22 protein-coding genes, 1 pseudogene and 1 other annotated feature are annotated in these 22263 nt (G+C 47.5%); of the genes and pseudogenes, 15 read left to right on the forward strand and 8 right to left on the reverse strand.

The window, feature by feature from the left end; translation table 11 throughout:
* Positions 1 to 56 precede the first annotated feature (56 nt).
* The 12 genes from AC4G47_RS11115 (at position 57) to AC4G47_RS11170 (ending at position 11743) form a co-directional block, all read left to right on the forward strand.
* Entirely contained in the window at positions 57 to 710 is a 654-nt protein-coding gene (locus AC4G47_RS11115; RefSeq protein ID WP_491106018.1) for a redox-sensing transcriptional repressor Rex, read from the forward strand.
* Positions 697 to 2001: an amidohydrolase gene (locus tag AC4G47_RS11120; RefSeq protein ID WP_491106019.1), complete on the forward strand. Its 1305-nt coding sequence runs from the start codon at positions 697 to 699 to the stop codon at positions 1999 to 2001. Before AC4G47_RS11115 ends, AC4G47_RS11120 begins: the two co-directional genes overlap by 14 nt.
* A 39-nt stretch (positions 2002 to 2040) precedes the next feature.
* Positions 2041 to 2571 (forward strand): hypothetical protein, encoded by a 531-nt coding sequence (locus tag AC4G47_RS11125; RefSeq protein WP_491106020.1) that lies wholly within the window; start codon positions 2041 to 2043, stop codon positions 2569 to 2571.
* Positions 2572 to 2870: 299 nt separating this feature from the next.
* A complete protein-coding gene (locus AC4G47_RS11130) occupies positions 2871 to 3398 on the forward strand; it encodes a hypothetical protein (RefSeq protein WP_076209942.1) in 528 nt (175 codons plus the stop codon).
* Positions 3391 to 4893: an AAA family ATPase gene (locus AC4G47_RS11135; RefSeq protein WP_458123062.1), complete on the forward strand. Its 1503-nt coding sequence runs from the start codon at positions 3391 to 3393 to the stop codon at positions 4891 to 4893. Before AC4G47_RS11130 ends, AC4G47_RS11135 begins: the two co-directional genes overlap by 8 nt.
* 133 nt (positions 4894 to 5026) lie before the next feature.
* Positions 5027 to 5899, forward strand: a complete 873-nt coding sequence (locus tag AC4G47_RS11140) for a 3-hydroxyacyl-CoA dehydrogenase family protein (RefSeq protein ID WP_062835158.1) — start codon at positions 5027 to 5029, stop codon at positions 5897 to 5899.
* Positions 5896 to 7101, forward strand: a complete 1206-nt coding sequence (locus AC4G47_RS11145) for an acetate/propionate family kinase (protein ID WP_036607607.1) — start codon at positions 5896 to 5898, stop codon at positions 7099 to 7101. Before AC4G47_RS11140 ends, AC4G47_RS11145 begins: the two co-directional genes overlap by 4 nt.
* 101 nt (positions 7102 to 7202) lie before the next feature.
* The gene (asnS, locus tag AC4G47_RS11150; protein WP_062835156.1) at positions 7203 to 8498 is read left to right on the forward strand and encodes an asparagine--tRNA ligase; all 1296 of its coding nucleotides are present in this window, start codon (positions 7203 to 7205) and stop codon (positions 8496 to 8498) included.
* A 20-nt stretch (positions 8499 to 8518) separates the two neighbouring features.
* Positions 8519 to 9223, forward strand: coding sequence for a DnaD domain protein (locus AC4G47_RS11155; protein ID WP_458123060.1), 705 nt, complete (start codon positions 8519 to 8521; stop codon positions 9221 to 9223).
* Between the two features lie 247 nt (positions 9224 to 9470).
* Positions 9471 to 9971 (forward strand): RNA polymerase sigma factor, encoded by a 501-nt coding sequence (locus AC4G47_RS11160; RefSeq protein WP_491106021.1) that lies wholly within the window; start codon positions 9471 to 9473, stop codon positions 9969 to 9971.
* Positions 9964 to 10416 (forward strand): hypothetical protein, encoded by a 453-nt coding sequence (locus AC4G47_RS11165; protein WP_491106022.1) that lies wholly within the window; start codon positions 9964 to 9966, stop codon positions 10414 to 10416. The genes AC4G47_RS11160 and AC4G47_RS11165 overlap by 8 nt, the downstream gene beginning before the upstream one ends.
* 37 nt (positions 10417 to 10453) lie before the next feature.
* On the forward strand, positions 10454 to 11743 hold the full coding sequence (locus AC4G47_RS11170; RefSeq protein WP_458123057.1) for a multi-tm2 domain protein: 1290 nt from the start codon (positions 10454 to 10456) through the stop codon (positions 11741 to 11743).
* Positions 11744 to 11894: 151 nt separating this feature from the next.
* Here the strand turns inward: AC4G47_RS11170 and AC4G47_RS11175 are convergent, their stop codons facing one another.
* The 7 genes from AC4G47_RS11175 to AC4G47_RS11205 form a co-directional block, all read right to left on the reverse strand.
* Positions 11895 to 12548: a methylthioribulose 1-phosphate dehydratase gene (locus AC4G47_RS11175; RefSeq protein WP_491106023.1), complete on the reverse strand. Its 654-nt coding sequence runs from the start codon at positions 12546 to 12548 to the stop codon at positions 11895 to 11897.
* Positions 12549 to 12551: 3 nt separating this feature from the next.
* Positions 12552 to 13229: a 2-hydroxy-3-keto-5-methylthiopentenyl-1-phosphate phosphatase gene (locus AC4G47_RS11180; protein WP_491106024.1), complete on the reverse strand. Its 678-nt coding sequence runs from the start codon at positions 13227 to 13229 to the stop codon at positions 12552 to 12554.
* Positions 13226 to 14449, reverse strand: coding sequence for a 2,3-diketo-5-methylthiopentyl-1-phosphate enolase (locus AC4G47_RS11185; RefSeq protein WP_491106025.1), 1224 nt, complete (start codon positions 14447 to 14449; stop codon positions 13226 to 13228). Before AC4G47_RS11185 ends, AC4G47_RS11180 begins: the two co-directional genes overlap by 4 nt.
* The gene (proC, locus tag AC4G47_RS11190) at positions 14446 to 15306 is read right to left on the reverse strand and encodes a pyrroline-5-carboxylate reductase (protein ID WP_036607595.1); all 861 of its coding nucleotides are present in this window, start codon (positions 15304 to 15306) and stop codon (positions 14446 to 14448) included. The genes AC4G47_RS11185 and proC overlap by 4 nt, the downstream gene beginning before the upstream one ends.
* 36 nt (positions 15307 to 15342) lie before the next feature.
* Complete coding sequence (locus AC4G47_RS11195) at positions 15343 to 16590, reverse strand: glutamate-5-semialdehyde dehydrogenase (protein ID WP_491106026.1); 1248 nt, start codon at positions 16588 to 16590, stop codon at positions 15343 to 15345.
* A gap of 58 nt (positions 16591 to 16648) precedes the next feature.
* Entirely contained in the window at positions 16649 to 17752 is a 1104-nt protein-coding gene (proB, locus tag AC4G47_RS11200; RefSeq protein WP_347398062.1) for a glutamate 5-kinase, read from the reverse strand.
* Between the two features lie 83 nt (positions 17753 to 17835).
* Positions 17836 to 18049 (reverse strand) — a binding site (T-box leader).
* A gap of 64 nt (positions 18050 to 18113) precedes the next feature.
* Positions 18114 to 19322 carry a pyridoxal phosphate-dependent aminotransferase gene (locus tag AC4G47_RS11205; RefSeq protein ID WP_491106027.1) on the reverse strand — a complete coding sequence of 403 codons (1209 nt, stop codon included), beginning with the start codon at positions 19320 to 19322 and terminating at the stop codon, positions 18114 to 18116.
* A 92-nt stretch (positions 19323 to 19414) separates the two neighbouring features.
* Between AC4G47_RS11205 and AC4G47_RS11210 the strand changes: the two are divergent.
* The 3 genes and pseudogenes from AC4G47_RS11210 to AC4G47_RS11220 form a co-directional block, all read left to right on the forward strand.
* A pseudogene (locus tag AC4G47_RS11210) lies at positions 19415 to 19564 on the forward strand (ABC transporter substrate-binding protein); the annotation flags it as partial.
* A 2-nt stretch (positions 19565 to 19566) separates the two neighbouring features.
* Positions 19567 to 19788: a hypothetical protein gene (locus AC4G47_RS11215; protein ID WP_491106028.1), complete on the forward strand. Its 222-nt coding sequence runs from the start codon at positions 19567 to 19569 to the stop codon at positions 19786 to 19788.
* A 73-nt stretch (positions 19789 to 19861) separates the two neighbouring features.
* Positions 19862 to 20683 (forward strand): carbon-nitrogen family hydrolase, encoded by an 822-nt coding sequence (locus AC4G47_RS11220; RefSeq protein WP_458123049.1) that lies wholly within the window; start codon positions 19862 to 19864, stop codon positions 20681 to 20683.
* 510 nt (positions 20684 to 21193) lie between these two features.
* Here AC4G47_RS11220 and AC4G47_RS11225 read toward each other — a convergent pair.
* Entirely contained in the window at positions 21194 to 22114 is a 921-nt protein-coding gene (locus AC4G47_RS11225; protein ID WP_491106029.1) for a LysR family transcriptional regulator, read from the reverse strand.
* Positions 22115 to 22263: the final 149 nt, after the last annotated feature.

Raw genomic sequence — 22263 nt, forward strand, 5'->3', positions numbered from 1 at the left:
GAGTGCTCATCTTTTCATCTACTATTTTATCGTGGCCATGGTAAGGGGGAGCAAGAATGAAATCAGATAAAATTTCGGAAGCGGTGGTACGACGTCTGCCTGTGTACTTGCGATATTTGAGCGAGTTGCATCAGCGTGAGGTGGCTACTGTTTCCTCTCAAGAACTCGGACAGAGGCTGGATCTGAATCCAGCCCAAATTCGAAAAGACCTGGCTTACTTCGGTGATTTTGGTCGTAAAGGGATCGGGTATGATGTATCCTATTTGATCGAGAAGATTCGTCACATTCTCAAGATTGATCAGCAAATTAATGTAGCTCTGGTAGGAGCGGGTAATCTCGGACAGGCCTTGTCCAACTACAACGCATATCTGAAAGACAATATGAAGATTGTTGCTGTATTCGATGCATACGGACCGAAGATTGGCAGTCAAATCAACAGTTTGACGGTGAAACCAATGAATGAATTGACGGAAGCGGTGCAAACGGACAATATCCGCATCGGAATTATCACGGTTCCAGATACGGAAGCCCAAAATGTAGCCGATCAGCTAATTGAATCGGGAATTGAAGCAATTCTTAATTTTGCGCCAACAATTCTAAAAACACCGCCGCATATCCGCATTCACCATGCTGATTTTACGACGGATCTGCTTAGTTTGGCCTATTACTTGGAGACTGGAAAGGACGAAGAGGAAGATGACAACAAATAGATGGGTAATCCACAACGGTAAATTTGCCGTTAATGAAGGCGCAACATGGAATGTGGTTCAAGGTTACATGGTTGTCGAGAATGACAAGATTGTGCATATTGGTGAGACATTGCCGGATGGAGACGAAAATTGTACCAAAGTGGATGGAAAAGGATTGTTCTTCCTGCCGGGTCTGATCAATACGCATGGTCATGCAGCGATGTCGCTGCTCAGAGGACATGGAGACGATCTTGCGCTGCAAGTATGGTTGCAGGAAAAAATGTGGCCGATGGAAGCGAAGATGACTTCACAAGATGTATACTGGGGAACTTCGCTATCGGTGCTTGAAATGTTGAAAGGTGGAACTACAGCCTTCCTGGACATGTATGATCACATGGATCAGGTTGCCAAAGTCGTGGAACAGTCCGGCGTTAGAGCAGCATTGGCACGCGGTGTCATTGGGCTGTGCTCGGAAGAAGAGCAATTGCGGAAGCTGGAGGAGTCGGCTGCTTTTGCGCGTGAGTGGAATGGACAGGCAGATGGACGTATTACAACCGTAATCTCGCCACACGCGCCATATACTTGCCCTCCTGACTACATAGAGAAGCTTGTACAGGTTGCGAACGACCTAAACCTTCCTCTCCATACACATATGTCGGAAACGCTTCGTGAAGTGGAGCAGAACGTGGCTGATTATGGCCTGCGTCCTGTGGCACATCTGGAGAAACTGGGCTTTTTCTCCCGTCCATCCCTGGTTGCACATGCGGTGCATCTGAATGATGAAGAGATTGAGATTCTGGCCCGTCATGATGTGGCTGTATCCCATAACCCGGGTAGTAACCTGAAACTTGCTTCAGGTGTTGCACGGGTACCTGCTTTGCTGAAAGCGGGAGTTACCGTGTCACTCGGAACAGACGGACCGGCAAGCAACAACAACCTGGATATGTTCGAGGAAATGAGACTGGCTGCATTGATTCATAAAGGCGTGTCCGGTGACCCGACTGCAGTGCCTGCAGGAGAAGCATTACTGCTTGGCACGTCATACGGTGCCAAATCCATCTTCTTAAACAATACTGGAGCACTTCAGGTCGGCATGAAGGCTGATTTTATCGCCCTGGACATTGAACAGGCACATTTCTATCCACATACAGACCTGATCTCGCATACGATCTATTCGGCTTCTGCCAAAGATGTAGAGCACGTATGGGTGGATGGGAAGCAAGTGGTGAAGCATGGCGAATGTCTGACGCTGGATGAAGAGCGCATTTTGCGTGAGTCTCAATTGGCATTTGATGGTCTGCTTGCTCGTTAATTGCAGGACAGAGCATCATAGGGAAAGGAAGTTCGGCTTTTGAAGAAAAAAAAGAAGTGGATATGGATTTCGCTACTTGCACTGGTTCTGATTCTGTTTGGACTTCAGCGTTATTACGTCTATGTCACGCAGGACCAGCGCAAGGAAGAAGCGCTCGCCATAGAGGTAGCACAGGAGCAACTGGGCATTACATCCTATAATGAATTGCGAAAGTACATTTGGGGAGATAAAGAAGGCTCTGATAACATCTACTGGACCCTGATCGGCAAAAACAAGGATAACCAGGATGTTATGGTCTGGGTGAAATTCGATGCAAACAATCAACCTGCTACGGGTGCAAACGCTATACACAGCGAGTTGCTGCAGAATGGCATGTCCGAAACGCAGATACGCAATCGCTTTAGTTCTGAAGTTCCTGCCGGTGAAATTAAAAGAATCATGCCCGGAGTTGTGAATGGAATATATGTGTGGCAAGTGTATTATAAAGACGGTACGCATAACCACTATCGCTTTTATCGTTTTAGCAATGGAGAACAGGTGGACCTGGTCTACACACTACCGAACAGTTAGAACAAATAGCGTGATTCGACTAGTAAATTTTGAAATGAAAGAACCGGCAGGCGGATATCCGACTGAACCGGTTCTTTGTGTTGTCTGTAAACATATTTGATTTAAATAGTTAAAATTAATAATTTATTCATATTTTCGCCTTCGAAATTGTATATACGATGTGATATACTCAGATATGTACTCGAAGTTACATTCAAAACAAATAGTCCTGTCGGAATTTTAGCAGGAGTCTATGTGCACATATTCGTTTATACCAATAAGCCAGTAGGTTAGGCCAAAATCTGGGAGGGGTAATTCACTTGAAGCTAAAAGTATTGCCTATTGCTTTAACTGCCGTCATTTCAGCCGTTGTGTTGTTTGGAGGTTGGTTTGTGTATCGACAGGTGGCTGTGCAGAATCCGATTGAAAAGATGGTTACCCAGTACGATGGAGTCAATGACGTTCAATTAACTATTAACCGCAATGACGTACAATTGAAACTGGATTTGCAACCCGATGTTGATTTGGGCAGACTGGTACAATATATTCACAAAGAAGGACAGACCTTGATTGGAACACGTTCACTAAAATTGGATGTTGTGGATCATTCCAGTGAAGCACTGGAAAGTTGGTGGGGTGATGCGATGTTTACCGTAGCTCAGGCGATGGAGAACAAGCAGTACACCGAGATTACACCAACGTTGTCGAAGATGGCGACGAATGGTATGAAGGTAAATACAGCTATGGATGACAACAATGTATATGTCAGTCTCAGAGACGGAGATGCCAGCAAGTTTATTATTCTGCCGCGTGTGCCCGGTCAGATAGGAGTGTGGCCTAATGCCTAAGTGGACAAAAGAAGTTGCCATCGGATTTTTTCCCGTGTTGATCATTTTCCTTGCTTTTACTGGTGTTAATATTGTTCCGATTCTGATTGCAGCGGTGATTGTCGGAGCTTTGCTGTTCATGATGCAAATGCGAGGCGGGATTACAGTAGGCGCTGCACAGGAACGTAAACGGAAGAAAAAAGGACCTTCCAAGCTTACTTTTGAAGAAATTGGAGGTCAGGACAGTGCCAAGCAGGAATTGCGTGAAGCACTTGACTTTCTCATCAAACATGAAGAAATCCGCAAGTTCGGGATTCGCCCGTTAAAAGGGATTTTGCTGACGGGCCCTCCAGGAACGGGGAAAACGTTGATGGCGAAGGCTGCTGCCCATTACACGGATTCTGTTTTCGTAGCAGCAGCGGGTAGTGAATTCGTGGAAATGTATGTGGGTGTGGGTGCCAGCAGAATTCGGGATTTGTTCAAGGACGCGAGAACCCGTGCCACCAAGGAAAATAAGGAAAATGCTATTATCTTTATCGATGAGATCGATGTCATCGGGGGTAAACGTGAAGGTGGTCAACAGCGTGAATATGATCAGACCCTGAATCAACTCCTGACGGAAATGGATGGAATCTATTCTTCTGATACGCCAAGAATTCTGGTTATCGCTGCAACGAACCGCAAGGAAATGCTGGATAGCGCTCTGACGCGCCCGGGACGTTTTGACCGCCACATTCAAGTGGACTTGCCTGACAAGAAGGGCAGAAAGCATATTCTGGAACTGCATGCGGTGAATAAACCTCTGATGAAAGAAGTTAATCTGGAGAAGACAGCTGAAGAATCGTATGGTTTCTCCGGTGCACAACTCGAAAGTGTTATGAACGAAGCAGCAATATACGCCATGCGGGACGGGCTGTTGAACATTGAACAGCGGCACTTGTCCCTGGCTATTGATAAAGTCATGATGGGTGAGAAGACAGACCGTGAGTCCAGTGTGGAAGAGAAGAAAAGGGTCGCCATTCATGAATTGGGACATGCCATTATGGCTGAACTCGTTCGTCCAGGCAGTGTTAGTCAGGTGGCACTTAGTCCGCGTGGTCAGGCGCTAGGATATGTACGTCACAACCCGCAACAGGAACAGTTCCTCTATACGAAGCGCTTCCTGGAAGAGCAGATCATGATTGCACTCGGAGGAGCCGCTGCGGAGGAAATGTACTACGGTGGACGTTCCACTGGGTCACGCAATGACTTTGATCAGGCAACCAATGTCGTACAGACCATGATGGCTTCGGGATTGACTTCACTTGGTATTGTGAACATGGATATGGTTACAACCGAAGAACTCATGCGGGAGAATAAATTGATTCTGCAAGATCTGATGGAACAGACGAAGCGATTGCTTGAAGAACAACGGACAATTTTCGACAACTCACTCGACATCCTGATTCGGGAGGAAGTATTGTCAGGCGAGCAATTTCGTTGTCAATTTCGTGACAGTGCCCTTTTACCAGCATAATTTATTTATGCTGGTTATTTTTTTTTACATTTCACTCGTGCTAAGATATTATTATATGTTGGGTCGAAATTTGTAATTTTCGGCGAACAGGGTACAATAGAGAAATAGAGAACCGAAAGGATGGAGCAGAACCATGTTTTTCAAAAAAATAGGAGTTGTCGGTGGCGGTACGATGGGACAAGGTATTTCCCAGATGCTCGCAGCCAAAGGACTTGATGTGCTTCTCGTGGAGCATACAACACAAAAACTGGATCATGCATATGACATGATCGAAACGAACCTGGATAAACAACTGGAGAAATGGGCGATTACAAAAGCGGAGAAGAAATTGATTCTTTCCCGTATTACCAAGGTAGCTCATTTAGCTGAACTTGGAACTTGCGATATGGTCATTGAGACTATTTCAGAGGATCTGGATGCGAAAAAAGCAGTATTCAGCCAACTGGACCAAGTTTGCCCAAGCAATGTCATTCTGGCAAGTAACACATCCACGCTGAGTTTGACCGAGCTTGCAAGCTCGACCAAATACCCAGAGCGTGTTATTGGTATGCACTTTATTCACCCGGTTTCCCGGGTTGATCTTGTAGAGATTATTCGTGGACTGAAAACTTCGGATACGACATTCGAAGAAACCAGACGATTTGTAGAAGAAGTAGCGGACAAAAAAGGAGTAATGATCTATGAATCACCTGGATTCGTAACTTCCCGCTTGATCTGCCTGCTGATTAACGAAGCGTTGCATGTATTGCAAGAAGGTGTTGCATCTGCTGAAGATATCGATGATGCAATGCGTATCGGATACAACTTCCAACATGGACCACTCGAAATGGCTGACCGTTTCGGATTGGATTCTGTTGAAGCTGCACTCGAAAGAATGTTCCGTGAATTCGGAGAATTGAAATATCGTCCTTCCACGGTCCTGAAAAAAATGGTGCGTGCAGGACACCTGGGTGTTAAAACAGGCGAAGGATTCTTCAAGTACGACAAGGATGGTGACCGACTGTGAAAGTACTCGTAATTAATGCGGGGAGTTCCTCGCTCAAATATCAACTGTATAATATGACTGATGAATCTGTATTGGCTAAAGGTCTGGTAGAGCGGATCGGAATGGATTCCTCCATTCTGACACACAAACCGACAGGCCGTGAGGATGTTACAGAAGTTAGTGAAATTTTGGAACACACAACAGCAATCCGTAAAGTCATTGATATTTTGACTCACAAAGAAAATGGTGTATTGGATTCTGTAAGTGAAATTCAAGCTGTTGGACACCGTGTTGTTCACGGTGGTGAAGCGTTTAAGGAATCTGCACTGGTAGATGATGCTGCCAAAGCTGAAATTCGTCGTTTGTTCGACTTGGCTCCGCTTCATAACCCGGCAGCAATGATGGGTATTCGTGCGGCTGAAGCCAATATGCCTGGTGTTCCACAAGTAATGGTCTTCGATACGGCGTTCCATCAAACGATGCCGGAAAAAGCATATCTGTATGCTATTCCGCGTGTACTTTACAAAAAATATAAAGTACGTCGCTACGGCGCACATGGTACTTCCCATGATTTCGTAAGCAAGGCAGCTGCTGAATATCTGGATCGTCCAGTGGAAGATCTGAAGATCATCACTTGTCACGTCGGTAACGGTGGTAGTGTAACAGCAGTTAAAGGTGGGGTATCCGTGGATACTTCGATGGGTATGACTCCGCTTGAAGGACTGATGATGGGAACGCGTTCTGGTGACCTTGACCCAGCCATCGTACCTTATGTAATGAACAAGGAAGAACTGAGCGTAAGCGAAGTGAACTCCATGTTGAACAAACACAGTGGATTGCTTGCGATCTCCGGAATCAGCAGTGACATGCGTGAGATTACGGAAGGTATGGAAAATGGTGATGCCAACTCCACACTTGCTTTTGAAATGTACGAATACCGTCTGCGTAAATACATTGGTTCATATGCAGCTGCAATGAACGGTGTAGACGTGATCGTATTTACGGCTGGTGTAGGTGAGAACTCCGTTGTTCTTCGCCAAAAAGTATGTGAGCAGCTTACTTACCTGGGTGTTGAACTGGATGAAGCGTTAAATGCCATTCGTTCCGGCGAACCCCGCCGGATCACAACAGCGAATTCCAAAGTGGAAGTTCTCGTTGTGCCAACAAACGAAGAACTGGTCATTGCACGCGATACACACCGAATCGTATTGAATTCTCAGTAATCTAACTGTAAAGTAAATATAGAATGACAAGGAAGTGCAGAGGACAGGCATAAGCCTGCCCGCTGCATTTTCAAATTTCAGGAATCAAGGGGAGATATGGCATGAATACGAATTGTGTAATTCGTAATGTGAACGAGCATGTGGGCGAAACCGTGACAATCGGTGCCTGGATTAACAACAAACGTTCCAGCGGTAAAATTCAGTTTTTGCAGCTGCGTGATGGAACCGGATATATTCAAGGGGTAGTTGTGAAAAGTGAAGTTAGTGAAGAGATCTGGAACAATGCCAAGAGCCTGACACAAGAAAGCTCTTTGTATGTTACAGGTATTATTCGTGAGGAACCCCGCAGCGCATCTGGTTATGAGATGACAGTAACTGGGGTTGAGATCATTCACCTGACTGAAAACTATCCTATTACGCCAAAAGAGCATGGTGTTGATTTCTTGATGGATCATCGTCATTTATGGCTTCGTTCCACGAAGCAACGTGCGGTTATGGTGATTCGTGCAGAGATTATTCGCGCTGTTCAGCAGTTCTTTGATGGTAACGGATTCACACAAGTGGACCCTCCGATTTTGACACCATCGTCTGCGGAAGGAACAACTAACCTGTTCCATATCAAATACTTTGATGAAGATGCTTATTTGACGCAAAGTGGTCAATTGTATATGGAAGCCGCAGCCATGGCGCTGGGCAAAGTATATTCCTTTGGTCCAACATTCCGCGCAGAGAAGTCCAAAACACGTCGCCACTTGATTGAGTTCTGGATGATTGAGCCGGAAATGGCCTTTGTAGATCACGAGGAAAGTCTGCGCGTACAAGAGAAATTTATCGCTCATGTCGTTCAATCCGTGCTGAAAAACTGCCGTGCAGAACTGGAATCCATCGGTCGTGACGTATCCAAACTCGAAGGCATCGTAGCTCCATTCCCGCGTATTACGTATGATGAAGCGATTGAATTCCTGCATGGACAAGGCTTCGATATTCCTTGGGGGGAAGACTTTGGTGCACCGCACGAAACAGCGATTGCTGAGAAGTACAATACACCCGTCTTTATCACGCATTACCCTGCTGGAATTAAGGCTTTCTATATGAAACCAGATCCGAATCGTCCAGAAGTTGTACTCTGTGCTGATATGATCGCACCAGAAGGCTACGGAGAGATTATTGGCGGTTCGCAGCGTATTGATGATCCGGAATTGATGCAACAACGTTTTGAGGAGCACAACCTCTCGGATGAAGCGTATCAATGGTATCTGGATCTGCGTAAATACGGATCGGTTCCTCACTCCGGTTTCGGTCTGGGATTGGAGCGGACGGTAGCATGGATCTGTGGGTTGGATCATGTACGTGAAACAATCGCATTCCCACGTATGCTCTATCGTCTGTACCCTTAATGCTTAACAGAGGAGCGTCTATGGAAGACACGACATCCAAAGCTTGGTTGGATGGAGCAGCTTATGGCATGACTTCGGGCACAGCTCACCTGCCTTATGCCTTGTTACGTTATTATCACCAGCTGGGCCTATCCGATGCAGAAGTGCTTCTTCTGATTCAACTGCTAGGGTTCCGTCAAGCAGAGTTCAATGAGTTTCCCACGCTTGAAGAGCTTGCTACACGCATGGGACTTGCACCAGAAGGTATTGCGAGAATGTTGCAACGACTGATGCGAGATGGGTATATTGCGATTGTCGAGCATCGTGACGAGGAACGTGACATCCAGTACGAACGGTATGATTTGCATGGATTATATGCCAAGCTTGCAACGTGCACTGCCGAAGGAGTAGCGGCTTTCCGTGCAGAACAGCAGAACAGCAGTACAGCACGCCAAGATTCGAACAGTGTTCAAAAAGAAGAGGAAGAACGAAATATGTTCTCCATCTTTGAAAAAGAATTCGGCCGTCCGCTCTCTCCAATGGAGTGCGAGACGATATCCAGTTGGTTGGATCAGGATCGTTATCAAGAGGAACTGATTCTAATGGCTCTGAAGGAAGCGGTTTTTGCAGGTAAAGTACATTTCCGGTATATCGATCGAATTCTGCTTGAGTGGAGCCGCAATCGTGTCAAGACGGTTCAAGACGCCAAGGCATACACGCAGCGGTTTCGTAACGGTGGACGTTAATTCCAGCGTAGGCAAGGACAAGAAACAGGCCAGAAGTCATTCTGTGCCTGTTTTTTTGGATTATAGATTGGATGAGTTTTTAGCGGCATCAACCTTTCAGGCAATGAATTCACTTTGTTTTTAAAAAAATTTGATGGATCACGCAGGGGTTACCACACAAGCTGTCGTCTATTGTATTGGAGAGGAGGGGAGAGTTATTGATGAAGCGCGCGTAATCGAACAAATCCGTCAAGGAGATACATCTCAGATGCGTACTCTGATTGATAAATATAGCCAGCATGTGTACCATGTGGCCTATTCCGTATTGCGGAACGATCAGGATGCTCAGGATGCAGCTCAGGAGGCGTTCATTCAGATGTATAAGTCTCTCCCCGACTACCGTTCTGAAGGTTTCAAAACGTGGTTAACCCGAATCGCCTTTCACAAAGCGATAGATGCCAAACGCAAGCTGGGCAGACGAAGTGCTGAGGATCTGGGTGGAGAAGAAAAAATAATAAACATGCCAGGACGGGATGAAGACGTTCTTGCCCGTCTCGTTCGTGAAGAACGTCAGGATAAACTTCGCGAACGTATTAATCAGTTGCCTGCTCAGCACCGTGACATTATCACTGCGTATTATTTAGGTGAGAAAAATTACGAGCAGATTGCCAGTGATGCACAGGTGGCTGTGAAAACCGTGGAATCCCGTTTGTATCGTGCCCGGCAGTGGATTCGGAATCATTGGAAGGAGGATGAATGGCGTGGGTAAACAGGAGAAGTATACCGCTGCGCAATGGGCTGATTATATTGAAGGCCGTATGAGTGAAACTCAAGCGAGCAGAATGGAACAGCTGCTGATGGAAGACACAGATGCGATGGACAGCTATCTGGAAGCACTCGGCATCCATCAGGAACTACCTCCGTTGCCTGACCCGACAGGGTTTGCAGATTCAGTGATGCATCGGATTGTGGGTATTCAATCCTCCAAGCCTCAACGTAAATCCCGCGCTGGACGAAACCGGCGCTGGCTTGAACATAAAGTGTTTCATTATGCGGTAGCAGCCTGTCTGACATTGATCTTCCTCTCATCTGGGCTATTTGACAAGGTAGCCCCGTATCACAAGTTCCAGGATGGCGACCACAGAGGGTCTTTCACGGAGAAATGGACGGAGGCAGCCACTTCATGGCTGGATACCTTCAAGCCTAAACCATAAATGGTTTCGCATTGCCTGAAAAGAAAGGATGACGACTGTGCACTCAGATCGTAACAAATTACTCGCATTTCTATTAAACCTGATACCAGGTCTTGGTTTCATGTATTGGGGACGGGCCGCAAGGGCTGTGATTTATCCATTGCTTTTCTTCGGAACAGCTGTTGGCTCATTCATGCTAGCAATGGTCACTAATGAACAAGATTTAATGATTTTCGGTGCCCTCGGTGCTGCTTTCTTCTGGGGGATCAGCATGCTGGACATCGTGATTGTTCTGCTCCGTGCACCTTCTGCCCGAGAAGCACATTATAGGGGATACGGTGCACCTTATGAAGCACCACACCAAGGAGCCGCTTACCAGGGAGCATACATGGGTCAGCACGGGCCTATGGAGCAGATGAATGAAGATGAGCTGCATCAACATCCTGGTGGTGAATATGGTCATCCTGAGGGTCCCTATGGTCAACCCATGTATCGAAAAGGTAGTGAGGGTGAACGGTTCTTCACCATTTTGCTCTCATTTGTTCCGGGATTGGGCCACCTTCATCTGGGATTGTTGCATCGCGGGTTGTCGTTCCTGATGGCGTTCTTTGGTTCATTTGCCATGATGGTTTTCGTGGCTTCGATCACCAATGAATCGGTATTTCTAATGTTCTTACTCATTCTGCCAGTAATATGGGTATACTGCATGTTTGATGCGGTACAGCACGTCCATCGTAAGCAGGCTGGTGAGGTGTTGCAGGATCGGACATTATTCGAAGAATTGGAGATGGGCAGAGTAGCCGGACGACGTAGCAAAGTGCTTGCAACGCTGCTATCCGCTTTTCCAGGTGCGGGTCATCTATATCTGGGATTGCAAAAAAGAGGCATGCAGTTGATGTTCCTGTTTCTCGGCAGTATCTACATTCTGGACCTGCTTCATTTATCGGTGTTCCTGTTCATGATTCCGTTGATCTGGTTCTACAGCTTTTTTGACGGATTACAGTGCTCCAGTCGTTATGGACGCGAGCCATTGGTTGATCAGCCGATCTTCAAGGATTGGGCCCGCCATCAGCGCCTGATTGGATTCGGGATTGCGGCGCTTGGACTATATTACCTAACGATCCGGCTTGTCATTCCACAGCTGAATGAGCTGTTCCCGAATGCCTTTATGACGTATGAGATCCGTTCCTATTTGAACACCGTCATTGTTTCCTTGCTGCTCATTTTTGGCGGCTTGAAATTGCTGTTTGGTAAGCAACGGGAATTGGGAACGAATCGCTCGTTTCATCGGAATGACGAAGAAGCAGACAGTCTCTTTTTATTCAAGGATCGGGATGATCGACTGTAGAGTGACCTAAAGAAAAGTTACACTGACACCACGATGACAGAGCAACCTTTCTAATCGCTGTTATCCCACAAACAAAAAACACGCCGTGGCCTATGTATATCAGCCTTGGCGTGTTTTTAGTTGTGCAGCTTTGATTTCGAATAAATGATTGCTATTTCGTAGCACCCTTCAGCAGAAGTTGACGGTACATCACTTCGAATAGGAATTCGAAAGCCTCCAGATGACGTTTCGCTTCAAAAGCATCCTTGCCCCACGCATATATGCCGTGGTTACGAAGCAAGATTCCCGGAACTTTGGCATCCAGAACATCCGGTACCAATTCAGCAATGGACGGAATGTCCGCAAAGTTAGGCAGGACCGGTACACGAATCTCCGCATTTTCTTCCCAGATGTTGAATGCTTTAATCAGTTCAATACCCTGAATCGGCACATGACCTTCTGCTCCAAAGAATTCACTGATCAGGTTATTAAACACGGTATGCACGTGGAATACAGCGCCACAACCCGTCAAACGATAGATTTCGCAGTGAATCAACGTTTCTGCACTTGGTTTCAACGTTGTCGTTTCGATCGCTTTGCCGTGCTTGTCCACAAAAAGGAAGTCTTCCGGTGTGCGAAGAGATTTGTCTTTGCCAGAGGCGGTAACCGCAAAATAAAATTGTTCTGGATCAAAGTCTCCTACACGCATCGACAGATTGCCACTTGTACCCGGGAACCAGTTACGACTGGCGAACAGTGCTTTAATATCAGCCAGTTCTTCAAGGACCTGACGTTTGTGTTCCAATGTAATCTTTTCAAAGCCCATCGTTTACAGCACTCCTTGTGTTTGCTTCTGTTTCATATCTTCGATGATATCGTAAAAGGTTGCGAATGGCACATGGTCTACACCCAGCTCAATACACTTGTCCGTTAGAATGGAACGGGAATAGACGAGATCCGCGATCTTGGCACCTTCAAAATCCGTCAGACTGTCTCCAATGAGGATTCGATTGTATTGTTCTTCCGGGAAGGTACGAATCACGGTCGTTTTACACATGCCGCAGCCATTCTCACAAGGAGGCTGGCAGGGGTTCGGCCATTCAATCCGAATGGTTTCACCCGAGAAGTCAGCTCCATTGCAATAGACATGATCCTGCGGGATACCGAACGGTGCGAGTAAGGGGTCAATAAAAAAGTCCATGCCGCCACTCGTCACATTGAATTCGATACCTTCGCTACGGACATATTCAAGAAACTCGCTGAATCCTTCGCGGATCCCCGCTTGTCCAAGCACAAATTTCACAATCTCGTCTTTCTGCGATGCAGGCAACAGAGCGAACATGGCTCCAACACCTTCGCGCAGCGAAATTTTTTGCTCAATCGTATCTTTCATAATCGCTTCAATGCCCTCAGGCTTGAAATGTTTCATGATCGCTACGATGTTGTCCGAAAGGGTAATCGTCCCATCAAAGTCACAGAAAATAACGGTTTTCTTATCACTTCTCATCGTTCGCCACCCCACAGATCCAGTGCGCTTTTCAACTCCGGATGCTCGGTTGCGTATTGCGCGAGTGGTATGGAGCGCTGAGCTGCTTCAATGGCTTGCAGGAATGCCCGTCCTCCTGCTTCAGTGCCCATTGGATGTCCATGAATACCGCCACCCGCATTAACGATGACATCTGTGCCAAAGTCGCGCAAAATAAGCGGTACAAGGCCTGGATGGATACCGGCTGAAGGCACTGGCATACTGGTTCTCACCGGCAGATCAGATGACAACAGCTGCTCGGTAATCGCCATATTTTCTTCCTTCGGCATCGTTACCGATCCATAAGGAGAAGGGAAGAGCACCAGATCGGCACCCGCTAGACGCATCAACTGGCCTAGTACAACGGAAGCCGACATGCCGTAATGTGGTGAAGGATACAGTGCACCTGCAAGAGCAGGGTGAGCCATAATCGGCACATTAATATCTGGATCACTGCTGAGTTCATGCAGCACATCATATCCGTAGGACAATACGTTGAATAGCAGTGCATTGGCTCCTGCACCAATAGCGCGTTCAGCTTGCTCTTTCAGACGAGATGTAGGTCCCGTAAGATTGGTTGCATACAGAAGTTTCTTACCTGTCTCCTGGCGTGCCTGTTCGGCAGCTTTCATGCAGACCTCGACTCTTTTTTCAATAGGTGTCAATTTATTCTCGAACAGAATTTCATCGTCCTTGATCAGATCAACGCCACCAAGAGCCTGACGAATGAATTGTTCACGCAGTTCATCTGCATCCAGTCCGATAACCGATTTGAAGATACTCATTAACAGTGGACGGTCATGTACACCAAGCAGATCACGAACACCATTCAGTCCAAATTTGGGTCCCGGGAATGCACGGAGGAAACCATCCGAGAAACCAAGCTTTGTCAATTTGATCCGTCCATCCATTGAGATCTTGCCAAAGACCGTTACGAGCAGGGCAGGGATATCACGGCTGAAGTTCACATCAGGATATCCGATGGTAATATCGGCGTAACGCTCCCCTGCGGCCATGCCATCAGCTTCATGGACTTCTACGCTGATCACTTCACCCAGATGCTTTTGCATGGCTTCACGCTGGGCCTGTGGCAACTCAGTCCAGCTACCAACGGTCATGCCGATGGCGATGGATTGAGCCTTCTTGCGAAAGTCCGCATGATCATCATGCAGACGATATGTGGCTGTGCACATGTTGTTCATTTTAAATCCCCTTCCAAAGCAGCTCCCATCTCCCGTGAGCGCTCTGCACAGCGGTTGACGGCTGCGATTACATTTTCAAAGAAATCTCCTTCGTCCAGCGTCTTCAATGCTGCCTGGGTTGCCCCTCCCGGGGAGGTCACATCACTACGCAGCTTCATCGGCTCCAAACCGGTTTGTTGTACCATACGTGACGCGCCCAGCACCGTCTGAACAGTGAGATCGCGAGATTGCTGGCTGGATAAGCCACCACGAATACCTGCGGCAATCATGGCCTCCATTAAATAGTATACATAAGCAGGGCCGCTTCCGGAAATACCTGTGAGCACTTCAAGTTTATCTTCAGGCACAATGGTCACGATTCCAACCGCTTCAAACATGGTCATTACCGTACTGCGCTGATCATCCGTAATCTCCGCAGAGAAAGCAAGACCGGTTGCGCCAAGTCCGATGGTACTGGAAGTATTCGGCATGGTTCTGGCAATCGGCTGTTTGCGACCGAGCAAGGACTGCATCGTGCGGATCGATAATCCGGCAATGACAGACACGATCAGTTGATCAGGTGATAACAGCGGACCCAGTTCGCGTAGCGCTGCGGCAGCATCTTTGGGTTTCATACAGAGTACAATGACCGGAGTGGAGGCAAGATGATCCAAGGATTGTGAGGCAGTTCCGGTATGTACAGCATAACGGGTGCTGAGCTCCTCCTGACGTTTCTGGTTGCTACGGTTCAGCATCGTAATATCCTGAGGACGAACGACCAGGCGGGAGATCAGTCCGCGCACGATGGCCTCAGCCATCGCGCCTGCTCCGTGGAAAGTAATCTTCTGTTGTAGTAACGTCTGCTGCTCTTGACTCATATTTATCGTTCCTCCTATATAACTGGTGCTGGGATATTATTGACGAATCTGTCCATTGCCGGTAATCCGATATTTGGTTGACGTGAGTGCTGGAAGTCCCATCGGTCCACGTGCATGCAGTTTCTGGGTACTGATCCCGATTTCGGCTCCATAGCCAAATTCGTATCCGTCGGTGAACCGTGTGGACGCATTGTGATAGACGGCTGCTGCATCCACATCATGCATGAAGCGTTCTGCATGAATTGTATCTCTGGTTACGATACATTCGGAATGTTTGGTTCCGTAATGTGCGATGTGCTGCATCGCTTCGTCCAGGTTCTCGACCACACGGATATTTAAAATATAGTCGTTGTACTCGGTCGCATAGTCTTCCTCGGTTGCCTCCAGAGCGGAAGGGACAAGACGGCGCACCGTGTCGCAACCTTTCAAAACCACATTGGCCTCACGGAATTGCTCGGCAAGAGCAGGCAGATGCTCTTCCGCGTATGCGGCATGCAGCAGTAACGTTTCCATGGAGTTACATACCGATGGACGTTGTGCCTTGGCATTGATGGCAATTTCGGCTGCCATGACTGGATCGGCTGACTCATCCACGTAGGTATGGCAGATGCCTGCCCCAGTTTCGATGACAGGTACTGTCGCATTAGCAACCACATTACGAATGAGTGAAGCCCCTCCGCGTGGAATGATGACGTCCAGCAGTCCGTTCAATTTGAGCATTTCATCCACGGAAGCACGATCTGCATCCTCAACGAGTTGCAGCGCATCAGCAGGCATGTCTGTCGTTGCCAATGCCTGATGCAGCACCTCTACAATTTTGCGGTTGGAGGACAGGGCAGAGGAGCCGCCGCGCAGAAGCACTGCATTACCTGTTTTGAGACATAATCCCGCTGCGTCCACGGTTACATTAGGTCGAGCTTCGTAGATGATACCGATCAGACCAATCGGCACTCTCCGTTTTTCAACATGCAATCCGTTAGGGCGAGTGAATGTCTCCAGCACTTCACCGACTGGATCAGGCAGATCCGCAATCTGACGTAATCCTTCAGCAATGCCAGCAATGCGCTCCTTATTGAGGGCGAGTCGATCCAGCATGGATTCCGGTGTACCTTGTTCTCTGCCTCGTACCAGATCTTCGGCGTTTGCCGTAATGATGGAATCCGTCTCCGTAATCAATGCATCTGCCATGACACGCAGGGCCGTATTTTTCTGTTCTGTATTCAATCGGTTCAGTTGTGGAACCGCGGCTTGGGCTTTGCTGGCTTTTTCTCTAACTTCACTCATCTTAATTCCTCCTCATATATATAAAGTTAATTATTTCGACCACTATATAGCTGTATGTTTATTTTAACGTAATCCACTCGTCTCTATGAATAACTTCGAGTCTGTGGATGCTAGCAAGTTGTTTCATCACTTCGCCACTGGGAAGGCCGGCAATGAGTCGAAGCTGGTCATCATCATAATTGACAATACCGCGACCTAGCAAGGTTTCATCCATTCCAATGACTTCTACGACGTCTCCGGCATGGAATGTTCCCAGTACTCGCTTGACCCCTACAGGTAGAAGACTGTGGCCCCCATGGACAAGTGCTTCTTCAGCACCATCATCCACAACGACTGTTCCCAGCGGAGTAGACATGAACCCGAGCCACTGCTTTTTACGGGATAGCGAAGCGAGTCGTGTCTCAAAGTAAGTTCCTTTGCCCGTGCCATCAACCGCCTGCTGCATATCTCCAGGTTCTTTCACACTTCCCACGAATACAGGTACGCCTCCACGTGTCGCAACCTTGGCTGCATCGACTTTGGATCGCATTCCGCCTGTACCAACCGATGATCCTGAACCACCGGCAAAAGCGTAGATCTCAGCCGTTATCTCGGGGATACGGTCGTAACGCACGGCAGACGGATCTTTCCGCGGATCTGCGGTGTACAGCCCGTTGGTATCGGTAAGAATGATCAGATGCTGTGCCTTGACCAGGTTCGCAACCAACGCGGATAACAGATCGTTATCACCAAACTTCAATTCATCCACCGATACCGTATCATTCTCATTGAAAATCGGAATCACTCGCTGTTTGAGCAACTCTTCTACGGTCATGCCTGCATTACCCATGCGTTTACGACTGTGAAAGTCTGTGCGGGTTAACAGAATTTGCGCCGTAGTAACGCGGTGCGCTGCAAAAGCCTGTTGATATGCCTGCATCAGTAATGCCTGCCCAACGGCCGCTGCGGCTTGTTTCTCATGCAGAAGTTTGGGACGCTGAGGGTAGCCGATCTCCCGGAATCCGGCCGCTACCGCTCCAGAGGTGACCAAGAGCACTTCATGACCCTGATCAGCCAATGCTGCAATTTCTCCGGCAAAAAAAGTGATCGAACTGCGATCCAGACCGCCTTCTTCCGTTGTAAGCGAGCTGCTTCCAATCTTAACTACAATACGTGAAGTCATGGTTTCACTTCCTTAAACATGATTAATAAGTGCTTCTTGGAGCAGGCTTTTGCGGGTACAAAAAAAACTCCCGCCCTTTAGTTAAAAAGGACGAAAGTTCGTTACTTCCGCGGTACCACCTTTATTGATGATTAGATCATCCGGCTTCATGCCCTGTAACAGAAGGCACTGTCCTGTACGTAACAGGCCGCTCAGGGGTAGGTTTCAGAGAAGAGTCGCGGTAAATTCTTTCAGCAGGGTGGAATTTACTCTCTGGGCGCGACTGATTTCTCTTACTGGTCCCGTCATCACGTTTCGTTCAATATTTCTTATAACATACCATGGAAACTTGGCATATGCAAAGGGGTTATGGTCCTGTAAATTACTTGAATAAATTCAGCTTGCCAATCCGCTCCACAGCTTCGCGTAATCGGTTTTCATCACTTAGCAGTCCTGCGCGTACATAGCCTTCACCATGCGAACCAAAACCAATACCCGGGGCTACGGCAACCTTGGCTTCTCGCAGTAACAAGTCTGCAAATGAAGCGGAGGTATAACCGGCAGGTACAGGCAACCAACTGAAGAATGAACCTGCCGGTTTCGAAGCTTGCCAGCCAATCGAGGATAGAGCGTCATAGAACGCATTGCGACGGGATTCGTAACGTAAAACCAGCGAGGCAACACATTCCTGGGAGCCAGTCAGTGCTTCCGTTGCCGCAGCTTGAATCCCACCGAAAAGACTGACATAGATATGATCCTGGAGCAGATTGATTTTAGAGACAATCTCTGCGTTACCAAGTGCGAATCCAACACGCCATCCAGCCATATTATATGTTTTGGATAACGTATAGAACTCAATGCCCACTTCTTTGGCACCAGGAGCTTGCAGGAAACTTACTGGACGATGTCCGTCGAATCCAATCGCACCGTAAGCAAAGTCGCTGGCAACTACGATTTGATTTTGAATGGCAAATTCAACCGTATCTTCGTAGAACGAAAGGGGTGCCGTTGCTGACGTTGGGTTGTTTGGATAGTTCAGGAACATCAGCTTGGCCTTCTCCCGATCTTCCGCAGTAACGGCTTCGTAATCAGGCAGGAATGCGTTGGACTCCAGCAAAGGCATAAATGACATGTTTGCTTTGGCGAGTGCAACACCAGACCAGTAATCCGGGTAGCCCGGATCTGGAACGAGAACGGTGTCTCCGGGGTTAAGCAGTACCTGAGGTAACTGAACCAATCCTGTTTTGCCTCCGAACAGAATCGCAACTTCAGTCTCGGGATCCAGATCAACGTTGTAATCTTCCTTATAACGTTTGGCGACAGCTTCCTTCAGGAAAGAGTATCCTCTAAAAGGGGAGTATTTGTGGTAGAGGGGATTTTCAGCCGACTCTTGCAGTGTTTTCACAATATGGGGTGGTGTCGGTGTGTCCGGGTTCCCCTGACCCAGATTAATCACGTCATGACCACTTGCGATTTCGCGATTTACATTTTGAACAAGGGTAGCAAAAAATTGCGTTGGCAACTGTGCCATCACATCAGAAGTCGGTATCGTAAAGGCTGAACGAGCAGTTATATGGTCTGAATGGGTCATTATATTCATCACTCCGGTTATTAAATATGGCAAATAGTTCTCATTAATTTATCACGCCAATCCCGAGCTGTATAGAGGGAAATCCACTTGCGAACGGATTAAAAGAAGGGGAGACCGCTTCGATATTCACGTTGTATCCCGGGAATCGCCTGTTTGTCATGGCGGGTGCAGGATTGCCACAGTTGTTATATGGAAAAGACGGGCTGAAGCCAACTGCGGAAATTCAGAAAGTATTGGATGAGAGGTGAACCGACATGAAGGCTTTGGATCCCGATGGGGAGCGTACGAAGCAGATGTGGGCGAAGTCCATACAGAAAGATTGAAGAAGGGGAAACGGCATCTGTATTTACAGATCATCGGGGTGCACGATTATTTGTTATGGGCAATATCAGTGAATGTGGGTGATGCGCTCACGATCGATCGATTGCTGACCCTGCTCCCTGAGTTGTTATGTGGAGGTTTATAACGGAAACAGGGTTGCAGTCCTTAAGATGATCAAGCTATGATAGCAGGTATTACGGTTCAGAGGAGTGCTTGTCATGACAGAACAACAACATGGGGAAATGCGTGTAGCCCTGATTCAGGGCGATATTCAGCTCGGAGACCCTGAGGCCAATCATAAACATATGCAGTCGTTGCTTGAACGTGCGGTAGAACAATATCCGGATCTGGGGCTGGCTGTGTTGCCTGAGATGTGGAATACGGGCTACGCTCTGACGCAAATTCATGAACTCGCTGACCCGGAAGGCCAGAAATCACGGGAGTGGTTATCTGCTTTTGCTCAAAAACATCAAATCTCCATCGTGGGCGGTTCAATCGCCGAGAAGCGGGATGGACAGATCTACAATACAATGTACGCTTATAATCGTGAAGGAAAACAGGTAACACGATACGATAAATTACATTTGTTTCGCCTGATGGATGAAGAGAAATATCTACAGCCTGGTGCGGAACCTGAAATTTTTGAATTGCAGAACGGTCTTACAGCTGGTGCTTCGATCTGTTACGACATCCGGTTTCCGGAACTGGCCCGCACACTTGCTCTAAACGGGGCCAAGGCCTTGATTGTACCTGCGGAATGGCCGAATCCTCGTCTGCACCACTGGCGTACCTTGCTTACAGCACGAGCCATTGAGAATCAAATGTATGTAATCGCCTGTAACCGTGTGGGTAAAGGGGGAGAGACCGAATTTTTCGGGCATTCCCTCATCATTGATCCTTGGGGTGAGATTGTGGCTGAAGGTGGCGAAGGGGAAGAGATCGTGACCGGAATCATTCGTCCTTCCCTGGTAGATGAGGTTCGCGGCCGTATTCCCGTATTTGAGGACCGTAGACCTGGCGTTTATTTTGGCAAAAAATAAAAAAGCGGAATAAAATTTTTCGTAGAAGTGTTTATTCATCCAGGACGCGGGTAATGATAACTATCCCGTCACCAAGGAGGATGATCAATCAATGGACAACCATGTGAAAGATACGCTCAGGAGACTGGAACAGGATAACACAAGGGAAGATCACTTAAGGGCATTCTTAGAGAATGGAGCAGGAGGGCTATCACCCCCTGATTCAACTGTTCAGGACGAAGGCCGTGTAATGAATCAGCAAAACAGGCTGACAAGCGATCGTAATTTGCGAAAATAAACCGCCAGACATGAAGTTTTCTTATGTACGTTTCTACGTTAACATTATAAATAAGCATCGAAGCTAAACAACTTAACAAGCAACATTGTACTGGAACCAGTTACTGTGATTGCAAAGTAAGAACTTTATCCTGCGGATGCGGGAAACGAGTAAAACAAAGGCTTGGCCCATAGGGGTCAAGCCTTTGTTTTGGTTCAGTACCATATGCCTCCCATATCCAAAGGAACAATTCATTAGTCCCCTTGGGACAGTTCGGCAACGGTTTGTTGAAACGTATGGATGAAGGCCTCGGCTGCTTTTGACAGTACTCTTCCTTGACGATAAGCCACAACAAGTGTTCTGCTTGGAGTAGGCTCAGCAAGTGGCACATACACAGGCACGAATTCACTGCGCGGTGCACGGGCAATAAAGCGTGGAACCAGTGTAATGCCCATACCTGTGGCGACTAGCGACTGAACGGTTTCAATATTAGTGCTCTCAAACACAACTTGGGGATCAAAACCGGCCTGCTCACAGAGATCAAATGTAAGTTTGCGGAAGCCCTGTCCTTTTTTCAACACAACAAAGGGTTCATCACGAAGCTCTTCAATTCGCACAGGAATCGGATGTTCCGGATCCGCCCTGCGTGCCAGAGGATGATTCGGGGGAACTGCCAGATCAATCCGTTCCTCTCCAATGGTTACATAAGACAAGCTTGGTTCTTGTAAAGGAAGAGATAGCAAACTCAGATCAGCTTTGCCGCTTGCTGTCAATTTCTCCAGTGTAAGCCCGGAGTCTTCCAATAAGGTAACCTCAATCTCCGGATAAGCTTGTTGGAACGCTGGAAGCACATGTGGGAGCAAGTGTGAGCCCGTGATCGGCATGCTGCCCACAACGACTTTACCTTTGCGAAGCTGGGAGATGTCTGACATTTCCTGACGCAATAGCTCCATGGCATCTACGATCTTTTGGGCTTGCTCAACAAACGTAACACCGGCATGGGTTAACTCCACCGTACTTGTATTTCGCTGAAAAAGGAGTACACCCAATTCTTTTTCCAATTTGGATAATTGCTGACTTAATGAAGGTTGGGCAATATGCAGCTTCTCTGCTGCCCGGGAGAAATTGCGCTCGGCCGCGATTTGCAGCGTATATTGAAGTTGTCTGAATTCCATCGTCATCGGTCATTCCTTTCGTTATGCCACCATTATATCACTGCAGATGAAGAAATCATTAATTTCGCTTAATCGCTTGCACTACATCAGAAGAGTTGTTATACTGATTTTGAAAACGCTTAAGAGAATCACTTACCCGGGTAAAACAA

It is taken from the genome of Paenibacillus sp. Negev47, from assembly GCF_058313655.1.

Bases quoted from the DNA above. Each gene is read 5' to 3' on its own strand.
- AC4G47_RS11115 (WP_491106018.1), top strand. From the start codon at position 57: ATGAAATCAGATAAAATTTCGGAAGCGGTGGTACGACGTCTGCCTGTG.
- AC4G47_RS11120 (WP_491106019.1), top strand. From the start codon at position 697: ATGACAACAAATAGATGGGTAATCCACAACGGTAAATTTGCCGTTAAT.
- AC4G47_RS11135 (WP_458123062.1), top strand. From the start codon at position 3,391: ATGCCTAAGTGGACAAAAGAAGTTGCCATCGGATTTTTTCCCGTGTTG.
- AC4G47_RS11140 (WP_062835158.1), top strand. From the start codon at position 5,027: ATGTTTTTCAAAAAAATAGGAGTTGTCGGTGGCGGTACGATGGGACAA.
- asnS (WP_062835156.1), top strand. From the start codon at position 7,203: ATGAATACGAATTGTGTAATTCGTAATGTGAACGAGCATGTGGGCGAA.
- AC4G47_RS11155 (WP_458123060.1), top strand. From the start codon at position 8,519: ATGGAAGACACGACATCCAAAGCTTGGTTGGATGGAGCAGCTTATGGC.
- AC4G47_RS11160 (WP_491106021.1), top strand. From the start codon at position 9,471: ATGCGTACTCTGATTGATAAATATAGCCAGCATGTGTACCATGTGGCC.
- AC4G47_RS11175 (WP_491106023.1), bottom strand. From the start codon at position 12,548: ATGGGCTTTGAAAAGATTACATTGGAACACAAACGTCAGGTCCTTGAA.
- AC4G47_RS11180 (WP_491106024.1), bottom strand. From the start codon at position 13,229: ATGAGAAGTGATAAGAAAACCGTTATTTTCTGTGACTTTGATGGGACG.
- AC4G47_RS11185 (WP_491106025.1), bottom strand. From the start codon at position 14,449: ATGAACAACATGTGCACAGCCACATATCGTCTGCATGATGATCATGCG.
- proC (WP_036607595.1), bottom strand. From the start codon at position 15,306: ATGAGTCAAGAGCAGCAGACGTTACTACAACAGAAGATTACTTTCCAC.
- AC4G47_RS11195 (WP_491106026.1), bottom strand. From the start codon at position 16,590: ATGAGTGAAGTTAGAGAAAAAGCCAGCAAAGCCCAAGCCGCGGTTCCA.
- proB (WP_347398062.1), bottom strand. From the start codon at position 17,752: ATGACTTCACGTATTGTAGTTAAGATTGGAAGCAGCTCGCTTACAACG.
- AC4G47_RS11205 (WP_491106027.1), bottom strand. From the start codon at position 19,322: ATGACCCATTCAGACCATATAACTGCTCGTTCAGCCTTTACGATACCG.
- AC4G47_RS11220 (WP_458123049.1), top strand. From the start codon at position 19,862: ATGACAGAACAACAACATGGGGAAATGCGTGTAGCCCTGATTCAGGGC.
- AC4G47_RS11225 (WP_491106029.1), bottom strand. From the start codon at position 22,114: ATGGAATTCAGACAACTTCAATATACGCTGCAAATCGCGGCCGAGCGC.